Raw genomic sequence first — 13,638 nt, 5'->3', positions numbered from 1 at the left:
CCGGTTTCCGCGCGGCGCACCGCCGCGCGCCCGATTTCACAAGCGATTCCAATGCACTGCGCTACGAATCGTGAACGCATTGACTTCCACCCCCGAACCTAAATAGAGTCTTAATCGTTACTTTTATGTACCCGAGTAAGAGGCTAGCGTTCGGGCCATGGCCACCGAAAAAGCCGAGACTGACCGCATTCCCGTAACCTTGGCGCTCTCGACCATCACCTATCTGGAGAAACTGGTGAGACAGGGCACCCACGGCACCAGCGTTCCCGGCGTCGCACGAACCCTGATCGAGGAAGGCATCCGTCTCGCCATCAAGGACGGACTTCTGTCGATTCGCGACAATGGCAGGACGTGAGCGCGCGCCGGACGTGAAGCGGACGGATCTTGCGATGCGGATGGCCGACATCTGCAACCTGGGACCGTTACAATGCCTGTTCTCTCACCAACCTGGACTGACGAGCGAATTGAACTTCTGAAGCAGCACTTCGAGGCCGGCCTGTCCTGCCGCGAGATCGCCGCCGACATCGGCGTCAGCCGCAATGCGGTCATTGGCAAGCTGTCCCGGCTCAATCTGACGCGCAGCCGCGCGGTCGAAGACCGCAGGCTGGAGCGAAGCCTCGCGCCGCCGGCGCGCGCGACACGCGCCGTGCCGCGGCTGCAATACGAGATGCTCGCGACGATCTACGGCGAGACCGACGCGCCCGTCGTCGCCGGCCCCATCGACGACGCCAATCGCTGCTCGCTGCTGGAACTGTCCGAGAACTGCTGCCGCTGGCCGATCTCGAGTCCGGGTGAAGACGATTTCTGCTTCTGCGGCAATACCGCGCCCGACGGTCAACCGTACTGCGCCGGTCACAGCCGCCTCGCCTACCGGCCGAACTCGCGCGCCCGCATGATGCGCGGCTAGCGTCTCGCTTGACGCGAACCTTGCCCAAAAGAGAAAAACCTCCGGCGGGGCATCACCGGAGGTTCCTGGAGGCTTAGCGTGAAGCTAAGAGCCGCAACTTTCGTATTTGGCTGAGAGCTATATAGCTGATTAACTCAGGTAAGTAAATAAGTTTGAAGACGATCGAATCGCATGGCTCGTCTTCGCCACCTGCAGGCCGCCGGATTTTCCGAAAGCCTCTTCCAAGAAAAAGCCCCGGCGGTTTCCCGCCGGGGCTTCGTCGAGTTCGATAGACCAACCTTACCAGTTGCGCTGGGCGCGCAGCAGCATGCTGTAGGTGTCCTGGTCCTTCAGCTCGTAGGTGGCCGCCGGCTTGGCGACGCCCGTCAGTGCACCGGTCGTGATCACGCCCGAATACTTCTGGTCGAGATGGCTGTAGGTGAAGTCAGCCGAGAAGGTCAGGTTCTTCACCGGCGTCCAGCGGGTGATGACGCCGACCTGGCCGATGTTGAAGTCCGGGTTGCAGCTGCCGGTCAGGGTGGCGAACGCGGCGCTGCCGCAGATCAGGCTCTTGGCCGTGCCGCTGTAGTTGACCGCAGCCCACGCGCCGTAGAGCGCCGTGTTCCAGTACGGGCTCCAGTTGTGGGTGTAGGCACCACGGAAGCCGTAGGTCTTGGTCAGTTCGAGCTGGCCGCCGGGGCCGAACACCGCGTCAGACACGCCGGCAAAGCCGATGCTCTGATACGCCGCGTTCGAGCTGCCGAACATCGAGTAGCTGGTCGCAGCCAGCTCCTGGAAGTTGTAGCGGCTCGCGCCCTCGGTGTAGACGCCCGAGACGTTGATCACGTCGCCGGCACCGGTCGGGATGTTCTTGATCTGCAAGGCGAGCTGGACGGCCCAGCCCCACTTGTCTTCAGGATGGCCGGTGACTTCGGTGGCGCCGTAGTAGCCGGCATGGTTGTCGTGCGCGGCGACCGATGCCTGGAACAGGCCCCAGGCCTGGTCGACGCGGACCATGCCGACGATGTCGGGAGCACGGGTGCCGCCGAGGTTGTTCGAGCCGTAGGCACCGCCGAGGACGCCGGTGGTGGACATGCCGGCGGTGTTCCAGATGTTGGTCTGGAAGACCTGCGTCTGGTCCTGCACCGAGAACGCGGCCGTCACGCCCTGGCCGAAATCGGCCGTGTAGGTGGCCTGAACGACGCCGTTGGTGGTGCCGCTGCCGCCGACCAACTGGTCGAAGTTGTTGCCGGGATAGTTGATCCAGGGCGCGTCGAACTGCGACACCGCCTTACCGAGGGTGAAGCCGGCGAACTGGATGAAGGCGTAGTAGACGCCGAGCGAGCCGCCCGAGATCGCGCCGTCGGTGCCGTTGACGGCGCCGCCGTTCGATCCGACCAGACCCGTGCCTGCAGCGTTGAGGCCGAGCGTACCGCTGTACTGGGTCGCGCCCGTTCCCGAACCGGTGCCGACATAGTTGCCGGTCGTCCAGGTGAAGACCGCGTCGAAATAGGTGCGGACCACGCCGTACTCGGTCGCGGTGCGCGTGTCGATGTTGAGATCTTCACGAGCGCGCATCGAGTAGTAGTTCGTCAAGCGGTTGTTCGCCGCGAACACGTTGCTGTACTGGCCGTTGTAGTTGCCGCCGGCATTGAGCGCCACTTCGGCACGCAGATAACCGCCGAGCTTGATGCAGGTGTCGCTGCCCGGGATGTAGTAGAAACCCGCGCCATAGAGCGAGCAGACCTTCACGTACTCGACCGCCTTGGCCTTGACCGGAAGATCAGCCGCCTGAGCTCCGCCGACGGCGATCAGACCCGCCGCAGTGCCGAGCAAAAGGCTCTTCACCATTTTCATTTAAAACCTCCAAGTTGCTCATTTTACGGAGACTGGACCGTGAGGCCCCCCAGATCCCCGTCTCTTCAAATCCGCTCGGCCGCTTCGCGCTTTCGGACACACCCGCTTTCGACGCGAGGGACGTGAGCGAACCACCTGCAACGGGACGATCGAGTACCCCCCACCGTCGGCGAGCAATATGCCTGCGCCGTTCCACTAATCAAAATAGTTTATTTGATAAGCTTTCTGGTTTCACTAAACCTGTGCCCCGGGCGCAACACCCGGGCCGGGGGAATATGCTGACTGGCTCATCTTTGTAGTTTTAGTGACAAAATTACCCTGCTCTGCACTTGCGTCAGGGCAGGCTTGCGTGGACTATGCCCCCCGCACGAACACCGGCCTGAAGAATCATTTCACGGGAGTGATGCTGTGTCCGCGACGAGGAAAGAAGGAGCGCGCCTGCGCTCCATCGGCAATCTGGATATCATCAGGCGCTTCACCTGGGAGATATCCTCGATCAACATGTATCTGGAGGAGCTGCGTCAGTTCTGGGCGAGAACGCTCGGCATCAGCGGCCCGCAATGGTTGATCCTGATGGCGATCTCCGACCTCGACAAGGACGACGGCGTGCCCGTCAACGTGGTCTCCAAGCTGCTCCACGTCGATCCCTCCTTCGTCACCACCCAGTCCAAGCTGCTGGAAAAGAAGGGCCTGCTGCGCCGGCGGCCCTCGCCGACCGACGCGAGGGTCGTGCGGCTGTCCCTGGTCGACAAGACCCAGAAGCACATTGCGAGCCTCAACGAGCAGTACAAGACGATCCGCGAATTCGTCTTCCAGGAGTTCGACGAGAACGAGCTGACGGAATTCACCACCAAGCTGGCGACGCTGAAGACCCGGCTGGAGAAGGCCTGCGTCAGGATCTCGCTGGATTTCTGAGATCCGAGGTCGCGCTCAGGCGCGCCGTCCGGCGTCCAGCCGCGTCTCCAGCCAGTCGAAGATGTATTCGTTGGCAAGGCTCGGATTGTCCGCATGGGCCTGCGCCGCGCCGGTCTCCGCCGCGGTGAACACCTTCAGCGCGATGTCGGAGCTGCCGAGCCGGGACTGCTGGACGATCTGACGCGCCCGGTCGGCCTTGAGCCAGCCATCCTCGCCGAGCGTGATCAGCACCGGACAATCGGCGCTGGAGGCCATCAGCGGCGCATGCGGCACCGGGACGATGCTGAGGTCGCTCATCGCGAAACGGCTGGCGAAGAAGGATCGTTCGTGCAGATCCCACAGGCCGCCGTCGCAGACCGCCGCAGCCAGCCGCGGCTCCTGCAACACCGCGCGCGCCACGAAAGAGGAGCCCCACCCGTCCGCCACGATGGCGACGCGGTCGAAATCGACGTCGCCCCGCGTTTCCAGATAATCCATGACGCTCGCAATCGAGCTCTCGAGGTCGCGGCGCTGCAGAAGCGCATCGGTGAAGTCGTCGCGCTGGTCGCCGAGCAGGTCCAGCGCCAGCATCGACAGTCCGCGCTCGCGCGCATGCGGCGCGAGCTTGAACAGGAATTCCTCCTTGCGGTGCCCGGGCTCGCCGATGCAGATCACGGTCGGCGCCCGGCCTCGTGCCGACGGCGCGGGCAGGAAGTAGCCCTGCAACGCATGATCCTCGACCCAGGGAATCGTCACGACTTCGCCCGCCGGCGCGCGCGCCGTAAGATAGCGGCGGGCGCATTCCTGCATCGCCAGTACCGCAACCCAGCGGCGCTCGTCGGCCGGATCGAGCGGCATTGCGGCTGCGCCGTAGTAGTTGAGGGCCCGCAGCCAGTTGCGCTGCGCCGTCGCCATGTGGCCTTCCGCGAACGCGGCCTCGGCACGGTGGCGATTGGTCCGCGCCAGCTTCTTCCACTCGCGATGCCAGGATTGCTCGTCGCCCCGCTTGAGCTGCCGCGCGATCATCAGACATTCCGCGATCGTGGCGCCGCCCTCCTGGGCCGCGGTGAGGAGCCGCGTGAACTCAGAGGAGATGTCCTCTCGCTCCGGGCAAAGGGTCCAGTCGTCGGAGAGGCATGCGGGTATCATCGGAGCTACGCTCTATCATCGCGTTACCCCTGATTGACTAAACTATTTTGGTTCGCCAACCAAGCTGCCGTGCGCCGAATGAGACCCGTTGGACATCACCATCGCTTGAACAATGCTTGAACGATGGGCCGCGCCGCATGCGTGACATTCCAATTCGTCACACCGCTGTGAACAATGGCAAGAGGTGGCACGTCAAATGACCTGCGCACCTCTTGTCATGACGATCATCATACCCATATTCGCGCGTCGCCGGTCGTGACGGCGAAGCAGGCTCAACCGAGTCGCCAGCCCACCTCCTGCGTGAAGCTTTCGTAGAAGGCGCGGTCGTAGGCCTGCTCGGGCGTGGCGCGCACGCGCTCGTCGAGGCGCTTGGCGTCCTCGCCCACGAGGATGCGCCAGCGCTCCGCCTTGACGCCGTCGAGGATGATCTTCGCGGCCTGCGCGGCCGTCGTCGGCGCATCCTCCAGGAAGCTGCGGGCACGCTCGGCGAACGCCGCCTGGATGTCCTCGTCCGACATCTTGTCGGCATCCGGCACGCCGGCGGTGACCATGCGCTTACGGGTCAGCGCGACCTCGTCGGCGTTGAGCCGCTCCGAGCCGTCCGCGCTCTGCACCTTGCGCGAATTGGAGACGATCGACGTGCCGATATGGCCGGGCATCACCACCGAGCATTTGACGTGCGGGGCGTGCAGGCGCAGGTCGTTGATCAGGGCTTCGGTAAATCCCTTCACCGCGAACTTGGCCGAGCTGTAGGCGGTGTGCGCCTGGCCCATGCCGATCGAGGCCCAGAAGCCGTTGACGCTGGCGGTGTTGACGATGTGGGCCTCGTCGGCCGCGACCAGCATCGGCAGGAAGGTGCGCACGCCGAGATAGACCCCGCCCCAGCAGATGTTGAAGGTGCGCTCCCACTGCTCGCGCGTGTTGGTGAACAGGCTCCCGCCGCCGCCGATGCCGGCATTGTTGAACAAGAGATGGATCCTGTCCGTCTTCTGCTGCTCGGCGAGCTCGTCGCGGAAGCGCTTGAGATGATCCTCGATGGCGACGTCGGCAACATGGGTCGTGACGCGCAAGCCCTGCGGCAGCTTCTCGACCTCGCACAGCCGTTTGGTCTCGGCCATCGCGGCCTCCGAGACGTCGCACATCGCGACATTGCAGCCTTCGGCAACGAGCTGCCGCGCGAGCTCGCGCCCCATTCCCGTGCCGCCGCCGGTGATGACCGCGATCTTTCCAGCAAAATCCTTCATGGGACTTTCGGCCCCTCCCTTTGTCGGTGTGTTTCTTGTCGCTACGCCGCTCACGCGACCGCGCGCAAAATGTAGCAGCGCCGCATCCGCAGGTAAAAGCGGATCGGCGCTGCCGTTCGACATCGGTTATTTCGGGCCGCGGACTATTCGGCCGCCGCGACGCGCGTCCTGCTCAGCGCGCCGAGGCCCTCCAGCGCCTTGCGGATCGCGACCTGCTGCGCAGCTGATGCCCCAGGCATCGGGGCGCGCGGATATGTCCGGGGTAGGCCCTGGAGCATCTGTGCGTAGCGCGTGCAGGCCGGAAGATTGTCGGCAATGACCGCGTTCCACAGCGTCAGCAGCTTCTTGTGCAGGTCGAGCGCGCGCGGATGGTCGCCCGCCTTCACCGCATCCCATAGCGCGACGGAGGCATGCGGCGCCGCGGTCAGGATCGCGGCGATCGAGCCATGGGCCCCGAGCGTGTAGGACGGGTACATCAGGGCATCGACGGCACTGTAGATCAGCTTGTCGGGCGCCATCATCATGAGGTCCGCGAACAGTTTCAGATCGCCCGCGCTCTGCTTGACGCCGACGACCAGCGGCACCTCGGTCATGATCCGCGTCAACAGCGTCGGCGACAGATACGACCACGGCACCACGTTGTAGATGATGATGGGCATGCCGGTCTCGTCCGCCATGGCGCGGAAATGCGCGACCATCGCCTCGTCCTCCGGCTTGAACAGATAGTGCACCGGCGTGACCTGGAGCGCGGCGACATTCATGTCGCGGACGAGCTTGCCGCGGCGGATCGCATCGCGCGTGGAATCGACGATGATGCCGGCGATCACGGGAATGCGTCCCATCACCGCCTCAACGGTCGCGGCCATCAGGTCGCGATATTCCTCATGGTCGAGCGTGTGGCCCTCGCCAGTCGAGCCGCCGGCCGCGACGCCGTGCACGCCGGCACCGATCATCCAGCCGACCTGGGGCGCCACGAGCTCGAGGTCGATCTCGCCGTCTTTCCGGAACGGCGTCGTCATCGGCGGGATCACGCCGGTCGGTCGTACCTTCATGGTCCGCCCTCGCGTTTCCTGTGGTGCTGCGGCAGCCCCGCTCTTTTGACGGGTACCCGCAACTTCACGAATCGTATCGGCCGTGCGGGTCTTGTGAAGTGGCTCATACGCGGCGCTGCCCCGACAATCGATCATTCCTGGGGGCTCCTGCGGGTTCCCCCGTATTTGTCCGGCTTCGGGTTAATGGCAATTTTTTTACAATCCGAATCATCAAATGAAGGTGGACGCTAGGTCGAGTCGTCCGGGTCAGCGTGTTGTTTGTGTCACAGGCTCTGGCACTCCGCTTGCATCCTCTTCGTGGTCTGAAACTACTGATGAGGTGACTGGAATGTTCGTGACCGTCGTTGCCGTGCTCTGCCGGCTAGGTGCATCTGCCTCGGGCGCTTGCGTCGAGGAAATCGTGACCGACAGCAACATGACGCCCGAAATGTCGATGATGCAGTGTGCAATCGGTGCACAGGCACCGCTGGCGAAATGGATGGGCGAGCATCCGATCTATCACGCCAACTGGCGCCTCGAGCGCTACAAATGCGTGCCGGGTCACTACGAGATCAAGGGCCACGCCTGACGGCCCCGTAAAATTACGTCTATTGAGGAAACGCCCGGGGCAGCCTTCCCCCTGTGCGAGCACTGCCAGCGCCAGACCCACCGAGGCTGCGCGCCCTGTGACGTCAGTCACACCTTTCCCCCAAGCTATCGCCCCCTAAGCTATCGCCCGCATGATCAGCGCACGCGCCCGCCGTCCCTCCGGCGTCGGCATCAGCGCATAATTGTGCGGCTGGTCGCGGAGCAGATGCAGCTCGACCGGCACGCCCACCGCCCTCGCCCGCTCCGCAAGATCGACGCTGTCGGGGTAGAGCAGATCGCGCGTCCCTGCGAAGATCGTCATCGGCGCCAGCGCGCGGAAGGCGCCGTTGAGCGGGCTGACGAAGGGATGGCCGACATCGAGCTCGCCGGCATAGAGCCGCCCCGCCTCGACGATCCCCGGAATGTCCTGGATCGGATCGCGCGCTGCGATCGCAACCTGCTCCGGTCGGCTGACCGACGCATCGGCCGCGGGCGAGATCAGCATCAGCCGGCTCGGCTGCCGATGGCCGCGATCGCGCAGCCACTGGCAGGCCGCAAGCGCGAGCCCCGCGCCGGCGGAATTGCCGACCACCGTGACCTTTGCGGCCCCCGCATCTTCCAGCAACATGCGCAGCAGCTCGGCCGTCGCCGGCACGACATCCTTCGCGGTCGCGCGCGGCGCCAGCGGATAGATCGGCACGACGCAGCACACGCGCGCCTGCCGCGTCATCTCGCCAACGAAGCGCCAATGCGCCGGCACGATCTCGTTGATGAAGCCGCCGCCATGCAGGAACATGACGTAGTTGCAGCCTTCGTGTCCCGACGACGGCGCGGTGTAATAGACCGGCCATCCGCCCATCTTCGTCAGCGTTGCCTCGACGCCGCGGCCAAGCCCCGTCGGCTCGAACGTTACAGGCTCCAATGCGAGCTTCTGCACATGCGCCTGCACGACCTCGGCGGATGCGAGCTGCTTCTTGAACGGAAGAAGGCGCAGCAGCAGGTTGAAGGCGCGGCTTTGCAGGCTTGGCGCGGGATCGCGCCGGGCCGCTGGACCGAATACGCAACCACCCGGGCAAAACTGCAAGGCCGACACGATCCTGGCAACGCTCATGGCCACATCCCCATCCGGCGCGTTCGAAACGGCGACGAAGAGACTTGCCGACCCGCCGCCACTTGCCGCTATAATGCGAGCATTCGCTCGCTTTTCCTACTCGCATTCAGATCACAAGGCCGTGGCCCGCAAATCGCACACAACCCCCCGGAAAAATGCCTCGCAGGAGCGATCCCGCGCCACCGTCGACGCACTGGTCGAGGCAACTGCTCGCATTCTGGTCAAGGAAGGTTTTGAGAAGGCCAGCACCAACCGCATCGCCGAGATCGCCGGCGTCAGCGTCGGCTCGCTCTATCAATACTTCCCGAGCAAGGAAGCCCTCGTCGCCGCCGTGATCGACCGCCACAACGAGGAGATCATGGGCCTCGTCCGCACGGCGCTCCTTGAGGTCGCCGACCTCCCGATCGACAAGGCGGTGCGAAAACTCGTCACCGTCGCGATCGAAGCCCACCGCATCAACCCGAAACTCCACCGCGTGCTCGCCGAGCAGATCCCCCGCACCGGCCAGCTCGCCGAGGTCGAAGCCTTCAACCGCGAAGTCCACACCCTCGTCCGCGCCTATCTCGAAAGCCGCCGCAAGGAGATGCGCAAGGTGGACGTCGATGTCGCAACGTTCATCTGCGTCAGCGCGATCGAAGCGGTCGCGCACAACACGGTGCTGAACCACGCCGAGATGCTGACGGAGAAGACGGTGCGGACGCTGGTGGACGAGACGACGCGGATGGTGGTGGGGTATTTGAGGTAGGGAGCTTGATCGCTAGATGCACTGCACAGGAGCCGCGATATCTTTCCCATGTTACGCGACAACAAGCGATTTGGGCCCCGCATACCCTTACGTGGCGGCGCTCGCGATGTCGGTCGCAACTAGCTATGGATCGCGACGTAGGGACTGGTGACGAGCGTGAGTGAACTGCGGGTAGTCTCCCAGGCGCAAGCGCGCAGTTGAAAATGCTGGAGAATTGGAAATCGCTATTTCTTGCAGCATTGAATTCATTGAGCTTTCGTTTTTAGTGGGCAACTGAAATTTCCGGTCATTTCGTCGGAATGTGCATCAAGGCAAAGGAAGGACTGGATGTTCGATGATCAGAAGATCAGGTACCTGCTGGATCATCGGATGCAGTCGGTCGCCATGCTTCGATGGGCCTTTGACCTGAGATCGAGCTGGCGTGAAGCACCAGCGATCGCTGTCTACATCGACGGCAAATTGAGCGTCGAAGGCAGCCTAGATGCGATCACCAATCCAATGCTTGAGGTTGGGTTGGTGCATTGCCGCGCACTGCTGGAGTTCTTAGGACTGTGTGACAGCAAGGGATCGCTCGGCCAAATCAAAAACCGACGTGAGACTGACGTGGGAGTCGAGCACTTCCGGAATGCCGCCGGCCCTTTGAAGAAAGTCGAACCGGAAGTTGCATTGAGCCGCTATGACGGGGACCGAGCCGAAGCCGAGAATGCGCTAGTTGCCGTCCTGCACGTAACTAACAAGGGAATTGCGCACAACGCGATGGATCTCATTGAAGGTCCAGACGGTGCCAGGCTCATTGAGATCGCCAGTCGTGGCGTGCCAGCGCTGATGGTCAGCTACTTCTACACGCCACTCGGCCTGCAGAAACCGGATTCCTGGATCACGACACGGCCGAGGGAGGTGTAGGGTCCATCCCAGCCGAACTTGAGCCTCGTCCCACAAGACTGGCATGATGACATCATACCCCTGTTTTGCCCAACGCGTCAAATCGACTTCGGAAAAACATCATTCCACCAACGGCATCGCTACTGTGCATGGGGTTGTTTTCGGCATTTTGATTTTCCGCCCCCGAACCAGCCACCGCGACCGACCGTCGCGCAGGCGTCACCCGCGGGAGCAGGCTCCACGCCGACGGTCGATCCACCCGACAGATGAGTTGAGGAAAAATGGTCGGAGCGAGAGGATTTGAACCTCCGACCCCTAGTCTCCCAGTGATTCCGAACCGGATCACCGCGAAGCGGCAACACGTCCCGGAAAATACCATTATCACCTATTTTTCAGTTGCTTACCTGTTATCAATACCTACCATCGGTTACCATCAGTAACCATCCAATCCCGCGCCGTTGTTTCCCAAAAGTTTCCCAAATGGCTATAAGATCGGTCCCGGCACGTAGCCGGGGACTAGGGCGCTATCGGGGGGACACATGGCTAGGGTCCGAAACAAACTTGCCGCCAAAGTGGTCGACAAGGCTATTGCGGAGGCAAAGGAGACCGGGCAGCGGATCGAACTCAGCGACGGAGGTGGCTTGGTACTGCGCTGTCCGCCGTCCGGGATCGCGCGCTGGACGTTCGCCTATCGGTCCCGCGCCAAGGGCGGCATGCGCCGGGTGACGCTGGGGCTTTTCGGCTCCAAGGCCCCTGCCCTTAGCCTGAAGCTCGCCCGAGAGGCCCGGGACCGCGAAGAGGCCAGGAACGGCCAAGGCGAGGACCCCAAGGCCGCACAAGAGCGCCAGCTTGTCGAGCACCGGAAGGGTGTCGTCACCTTCGGCGAGCTGTGCGACCAATATCTAGCGTACATACAGGCTATCGACCCCCGCACCGGCAGGCCCAGCAAAGCCAGTTGGAAAAACGACGAAGGGTACCTGAAGCGCCCCAAGGCGAAGTTCGGGAAGCGCTCGGTTGGATCGATTACGCGCGGCGAGATCAGGGAGTTCCTCGAAGAGATCGCCAAGGCATCCCCGTCGTCAGCGAATCGGACTCAGTCCGTGATCCGCACCATGTGGGGGTATGCGAACGATAAGGACATCCTGACCGAGAACTTCCTGCACGGAATGAAGAAGGTCGGCGGCAAGGAAGCCGAGAAGGACCGCGTTCTCACACTCGACGAGTTGAAGGCGTTCTTTGCGATCCTCAACGATGAGGAAGCGGGCATCACGGACGGGACACGCTTGGCACTGAAGGCCGTGCTGCTGACTGCCCAGCGACCGGGCGAGGTCGCCGGTATGATGCGTTCCGAGCTTCACGGACTTGACGGTGACAAGCCGCACTGGATCATTCCGACTGTCAGGACGAAGAACAAGAAAGCAGAGCATACGGTCCCCCTCTCCCCGACCGCGGTCAAGCTGATCGAAGCGGCCTTGGAGATCGGGAAGCCGGAAGACGGCGAGGACAAAGGCGACAGGCCAGTGTTTGCAAGCCGCTTCGAAAGCGTCGGGGTGCTCGCGCGCCACTCAATGAGCCAGGCCGTCCGCCGCCTACTGGAAGACAAAGAGCTGGCAGCCTTCACACCCCACGACCTTCGCCGAACGGCTGCAACAATCGTGCAGGCGGTACGGCTGCCCGTCGATTATGTGAAGGCGCTATTGAATCACAACGACAAGGGCGTAACGGGCGTTTATGCTCGATGGCATATGTTCGAAGAGAAACGGGAAGCTATTTTGGCAATAGAAGCGACATTGGGGACCTATCTTGAGCGATGACCACCCGGTAACACGCGATGCCATCGCCATCGCAGAGATGGTTGGGTTGGACAAGTCGGCGCTGGAGCGGAGCGTGCTATTCGCGGAAGCGGCGATCAATAAAATGATCGTGGCGGAAGTGGTGATGCAATACACGCTGGCCGACCAGCTACTTTCTGAAATCACTGCAAGCTACTTCTTGAACGTCGAGCCCTTTTCCGCACGATTCTCTTCCCGCCTTTCCGAACGGGAACGCGTATTCAATCATCACGTTCTCGACGAAATGTATTTGCTGAAGAAGCTTGCCATTGTGCACGCCGCGCGGCCCGTTCCATCAGACGTCACGAATAAGCTGCGAAAGCTTAATGCGCTTCGAAATGCACTCGCGCACAGCTTCTACCCCGAGAACCGAAAAGAGTATCAGTCGTCAGGCAAAGTCATGTACGGCGGGCACGATATCCGTACTCCAGCAGGTCTTCAGAAATTTATCGACGACGCAAAAGAGGTTGTCACCTACCTACATGAGCAGGCGTATGGCCCCGGTCTAGGCGCGGGCCTTGATGAAGCACCTCCACTTTGAGCACATTTTGGCGTAGCATCAGCGGTTTTTCAGAAACGGTGATTGCAAGCCCTGCGTCTGCATGCCTGCACCACCCTGCGCCTTCCGGGCGGCTTCGAATATCTCTTGCTCCGCCGAGTCCGGATGGTCGAACCAGGAGCCGGGAGCATACGTCGCGATACGTTTCGCAAAGAACGATTGCGGCTCCCAATCTCGCCCTTCCGGCTTCTCGAAGATAATGATTCCATCACGGGTAAAATAGCGCGGCCCCGGGATATCGCAGTTCACTGACATCTCAACGCGCCATAAATCGCCCTTTGCCGTCTGCTTCTCATCTACCTTTGGCAGGTAGTCCACTCCGACCGGATCGCCGATGGTGCAATGGCCCCGCCGCAGAAGATCGCCCAGCTTGCCTTGCGCGGTCCTCACGAAGTTGAAGTTAGCGGGATCGTGCAGAAAGCGAAGTTTCACTCCCTTCTCGCCGTCGGTGACTTCGCTAGCGATCAGCGAGAGCGCGAACGCCTGCCAGCCTAATTCCATCGGCTTCGCATAGGGCGGCCCTACTTTGATCGCCCCATCGGGGGTAACTTCCCAGGCTATCGTATATTCGTCATCTGTCTTATCGTTGCGGTTCTTCGCCCACGAAAAGAAAACAGGTTCGCCCGAGTCGGTCTTCTGGCCCACTTCCCAGCCCCTCGGAAAGAAGTGTGCAACTTTAGCGACCTTACCGAATATTTCCTCTGCGGTTTCGCCGTTCTGCGCCCGCCACGTGCTTTTGACCCTTGCGATGGTGGCAGCTTCATCGGCATTCGCGGAAACAGGCGACAGCGCCAAGCTTAGCGCAACCATTGTCCGAGCAAGCGACATCATTCTCTCTTTTTTCTCTGCCTTGGACCAAA

At 62.2% G+C, this 13,638-nt stretch carries 14 protein-coding genes; 8 read left to right on the top strand and 6 right to left on the bottom strand.

Features of this window, described 5'->3' with window-relative positions:
• Nucleotides 1-157: 157 nt before the first annotated feature.
• Together N2603_RS20470 and N2603_RS20465 are read left to right on the top strand one after the other, a co-directional pair.
• Nucleotides 158-355, top strand: a complete 198-nt coding sequence (locus N2603_RS20470) for a hypothetical protein (protein ID WP_007603456.1) — start codon at nucleotides 158-160, stop codon at nucleotides 353-355.
• A gap of 72 nt (nucleotides 356-427) precedes the next feature.
• Complete coding sequence (locus N2603_RS20465; protein WP_260390160.1) at nucleotides 428-907, top strand: GcrA family cell cycle regulator; 480 nt, start codon at nucleotides 428-430, stop codon at nucleotides 905-907.
• Nucleotides 908-1,186: 279 nt separating this feature from the next.
• Here the strand turns inward: N2603_RS20465 and N2603_RS20460 are convergent, their stop codons facing one another.
• Nucleotides 1,187-2,743 (bottom strand): porin, encoded by a 1,557-nt coding sequence (locus N2603_RS20460; RefSeq protein WP_260390159.1) that lies wholly within the window; start codon nucleotides 2,741-2,743, stop codon nucleotides 1,187-1,189.
• A 408-nt stretch (nucleotides 2,744-3,151) separates the two neighbouring features.
• On the opposite strand from N2603_RS20460, the gene N2603_RS20455 reads away from it, so the two are divergent.
• Nucleotides 3,152-3,658: a MarR family winged helix-turn-helix transcriptional regulator gene (locus N2603_RS20455; protein WP_026311904.1), complete on the top strand. Its 507-nt coding sequence runs from the start codon at nucleotides 3,152-3,154 to the stop codon at nucleotides 3,656-3,658.
• 15 nt (nucleotides 3,659-3,673) lie between these two features.
• Here the strand turns inward: N2603_RS20455 and N2603_RS20450 are convergent, their stop codons facing one another.
• From N2603_RS20450 to N2603_RS20440, 3 genes are all read right to left on the bottom strand, one after another.
• The gene (locus N2603_RS20450) at nucleotides 3,674-4,786 is read right to left on the bottom strand and encodes an alpha/beta hydrolase family protein (protein ID WP_018642461.1); all 1,113 of its coding nucleotides are present in this window, start codon (nucleotides 4,784-4,786) and stop codon (nucleotides 3,674-3,676) included.
• A 272-nt stretch (nucleotides 4,787-5,058) separates the two neighbouring features.
• Nucleotides 5,059-6,030 carry an SDR family NAD(P)-dependent oxidoreductase gene (locus N2603_RS20445; RefSeq protein ID WP_260390158.1) on the bottom strand — a complete coding sequence of 324 codons (972 nt, stop codon included), beginning with the start codon at nucleotides 6,028-6,030 and terminating at the stop codon, nucleotides 5,059-5,061.
• Nucleotides 6,031-6,173: 143 nt separating this feature from the next.
• Nucleotides 6,174-7,082 carry a dihydrodipicolinate synthase family protein gene (locus N2603_RS20440; protein ID WP_260390157.1) on the bottom strand — a complete coding sequence of 303 codons (909 nt, stop codon included), beginning with the start codon at nucleotides 7,080-7,082 and terminating at the stop codon, nucleotides 6,174-6,176.
• A gap of 328 nt (nucleotides 7,083-7,410) precedes the next feature.
• On the opposite strand from N2603_RS20440, the gene N2603_RS20435 reads away from it, so the two are divergent.
• Nucleotides 7,411-7,650 carry a hypothetical protein gene (locus N2603_RS20435; RefSeq protein ID WP_027547402.1) on the top strand — a complete coding sequence of 80 codons (240 nt, stop codon included), beginning with the start codon at nucleotides 7,411-7,413 and terminating at the stop codon, nucleotides 7,648-7,650.
• 135 nt (nucleotides 7,651-7,785) lie between these two features.
• On the opposite strand, the gene N2603_RS20430 is transcribed toward N2603_RS20435, so the two are convergent.
• A complete protein-coding gene (locus N2603_RS20430) occupies nucleotides 7,786-8,760 on the bottom strand; it encodes an alpha/beta hydrolase fold domain-containing protein (RefSeq protein WP_260390156.1) in 975 nt (324 codons plus the stop codon).
• 121 nt (nucleotides 8,761-8,881) lie between these two features.
• Between N2603_RS20430 and N2603_RS20425 the strand changes: the two genes are divergently transcribed.
• The 4 genes from N2603_RS20425 to N2603_RS20410 all read left to right on the top strand — a co-directional run bounded on the left by N2603_RS20425 (nucleotide 8,882) and on the right by N2603_RS20410 (nucleotide 12,760).
• Nucleotides 8,882-9,505: a TetR/AcrR family transcriptional regulator gene (locus N2603_RS20425; RefSeq protein ID WP_260390155.1), complete on the top strand. Its 624-nt coding sequence runs from the start codon at nucleotides 8,882-8,884 to the stop codon at nucleotides 9,503-9,505.
• 327 nt (nucleotides 9,506-9,832) lie between these two features.
• Nucleotides 9,833-10,408, top strand: a complete 576-nt coding sequence (locus N2603_RS20420; protein WP_260390154.1) for a hypothetical protein — start codon at nucleotides 9,833-9,835, stop codon at nucleotides 10,406-10,408.
• A 518-nt stretch (nucleotides 10,409-10,926) separates the two neighbouring features.
• Complete coding sequence (locus N2603_RS20415) at nucleotides 10,927-12,201, top strand: tyrosine-type recombinase/integrase (protein WP_260390153.1); 1,275 nt, start codon at nucleotides 10,927-10,929, stop codon at nucleotides 12,199-12,201.
• Entirely contained in the window at nucleotides 12,191-12,760 is a 570-nt protein-coding gene (locus N2603_RS20410) for a hypothetical protein (protein WP_260390152.1), read from the top strand. Before N2603_RS20415 ends, N2603_RS20410 begins: the two co-directional genes overlap by 11 nt.
• A gap of 18 nt (nucleotides 12,761-12,778) precedes the next feature.
• Here N2603_RS20410 and N2603_RS20405 read toward each other — a convergent pair whose 3' ends face one another.
• The gene (locus N2603_RS20405) at nucleotides 12,779-13,609 is read right to left on the bottom strand and encodes a nodulate formation efficiency C protein (RefSeq protein ID WP_260390151.1); all 831 of its coding nucleotides are present in this window, start codon (nucleotides 13,607-13,609) and stop codon (nucleotides 12,779-12,781) included.
• Nucleotides 13,610-13,638: the final 29 nt, after the last annotated feature.

The sequence above is a fragment of the Bradyrhizobium huanghuaihaiense genome (assembly GCF_025200885.1).
Classification (GTDB): Bacteria; Pseudomonadota; Alphaproteobacteria; order Rhizobiales; family Xanthobacteraceae; genus Bradyrhizobium; species Bradyrhizobium huanghuaihaiense.
Note: the sequence above shows the minus strand (reverse complement) of the source record. Positions and strands in the feature narration are given on the sequence as shown.

Coding starts and splice junctions, on each gene's coding strand:
- N2603_RS20470 (WP_007603456.1), top strand. CDS start 158: ATGGCCACCGAAAAAGCCGAGACTGACCGCATTCCCGTAACCTTGGCG.
- N2603_RS20465 (WP_260390160.1), top strand. CDS start 428: ATGCCTGTTCTCTCACCAACCTGGACTGACGAGCGAATTGAACTTCTG.
- N2603_RS20460 (WP_260390159.1), bottom strand. CDS start 2,743: ATGAAAATGGTGAAGAGCCTTTTGCTCGGCACTGCGGCGGGTCTGATC.
- N2603_RS20450 (WP_018642461.1), bottom strand. CDS start 4,786: ATGATACCCGCATGCCTCTCCGACGACTGGACCCTTTGCCCGGAGCGA.
- N2603_RS20445 (WP_260390158.1), bottom strand. CDS start 6,030: ATGAAGGATTTTGCTGGAAAGATCGCGGTCATCACCGGCGGCGGCACG.
- N2603_RS20440 (WP_260390157.1), bottom strand. CDS start 7,082: ATGAAGGTACGACCGACCGGCGTGATCCCGCCGATGACGACGCCGTTC.
- N2603_RS20435 (WP_027547402.1), top strand. CDS start 7,411: ATGTTCGTGACCGTCGTTGCCGTGCTCTGCCGGCTAGGTGCATCTGCC.
- N2603_RS20430 (WP_260390156.1), bottom strand. CDS start 8,760: ATGAGCGTTGCCAGGATCGTGTCGGCCTTGCAGTTTTGCCCGGGTGGT.
- N2603_RS20420 (WP_260390154.1), top strand. CDS start 9,833: ATGTTCGATGATCAGAAGATCAGGTACCTGCTGGATCATCGGATGCAG.
- N2603_RS20415 (WP_260390153.1), top strand. CDS start 10,927: ATGGCTAGGGTCCGAAACAAACTTGCCGCCAAAGTGGTCGACAAGGCT.
- N2603_RS20405 (WP_260390151.1), bottom strand. CDS start 13,609: ATGATGTCGCTTGCTCGGACAATGGTTGCGCTAAGCTTGGCGCTGTCG.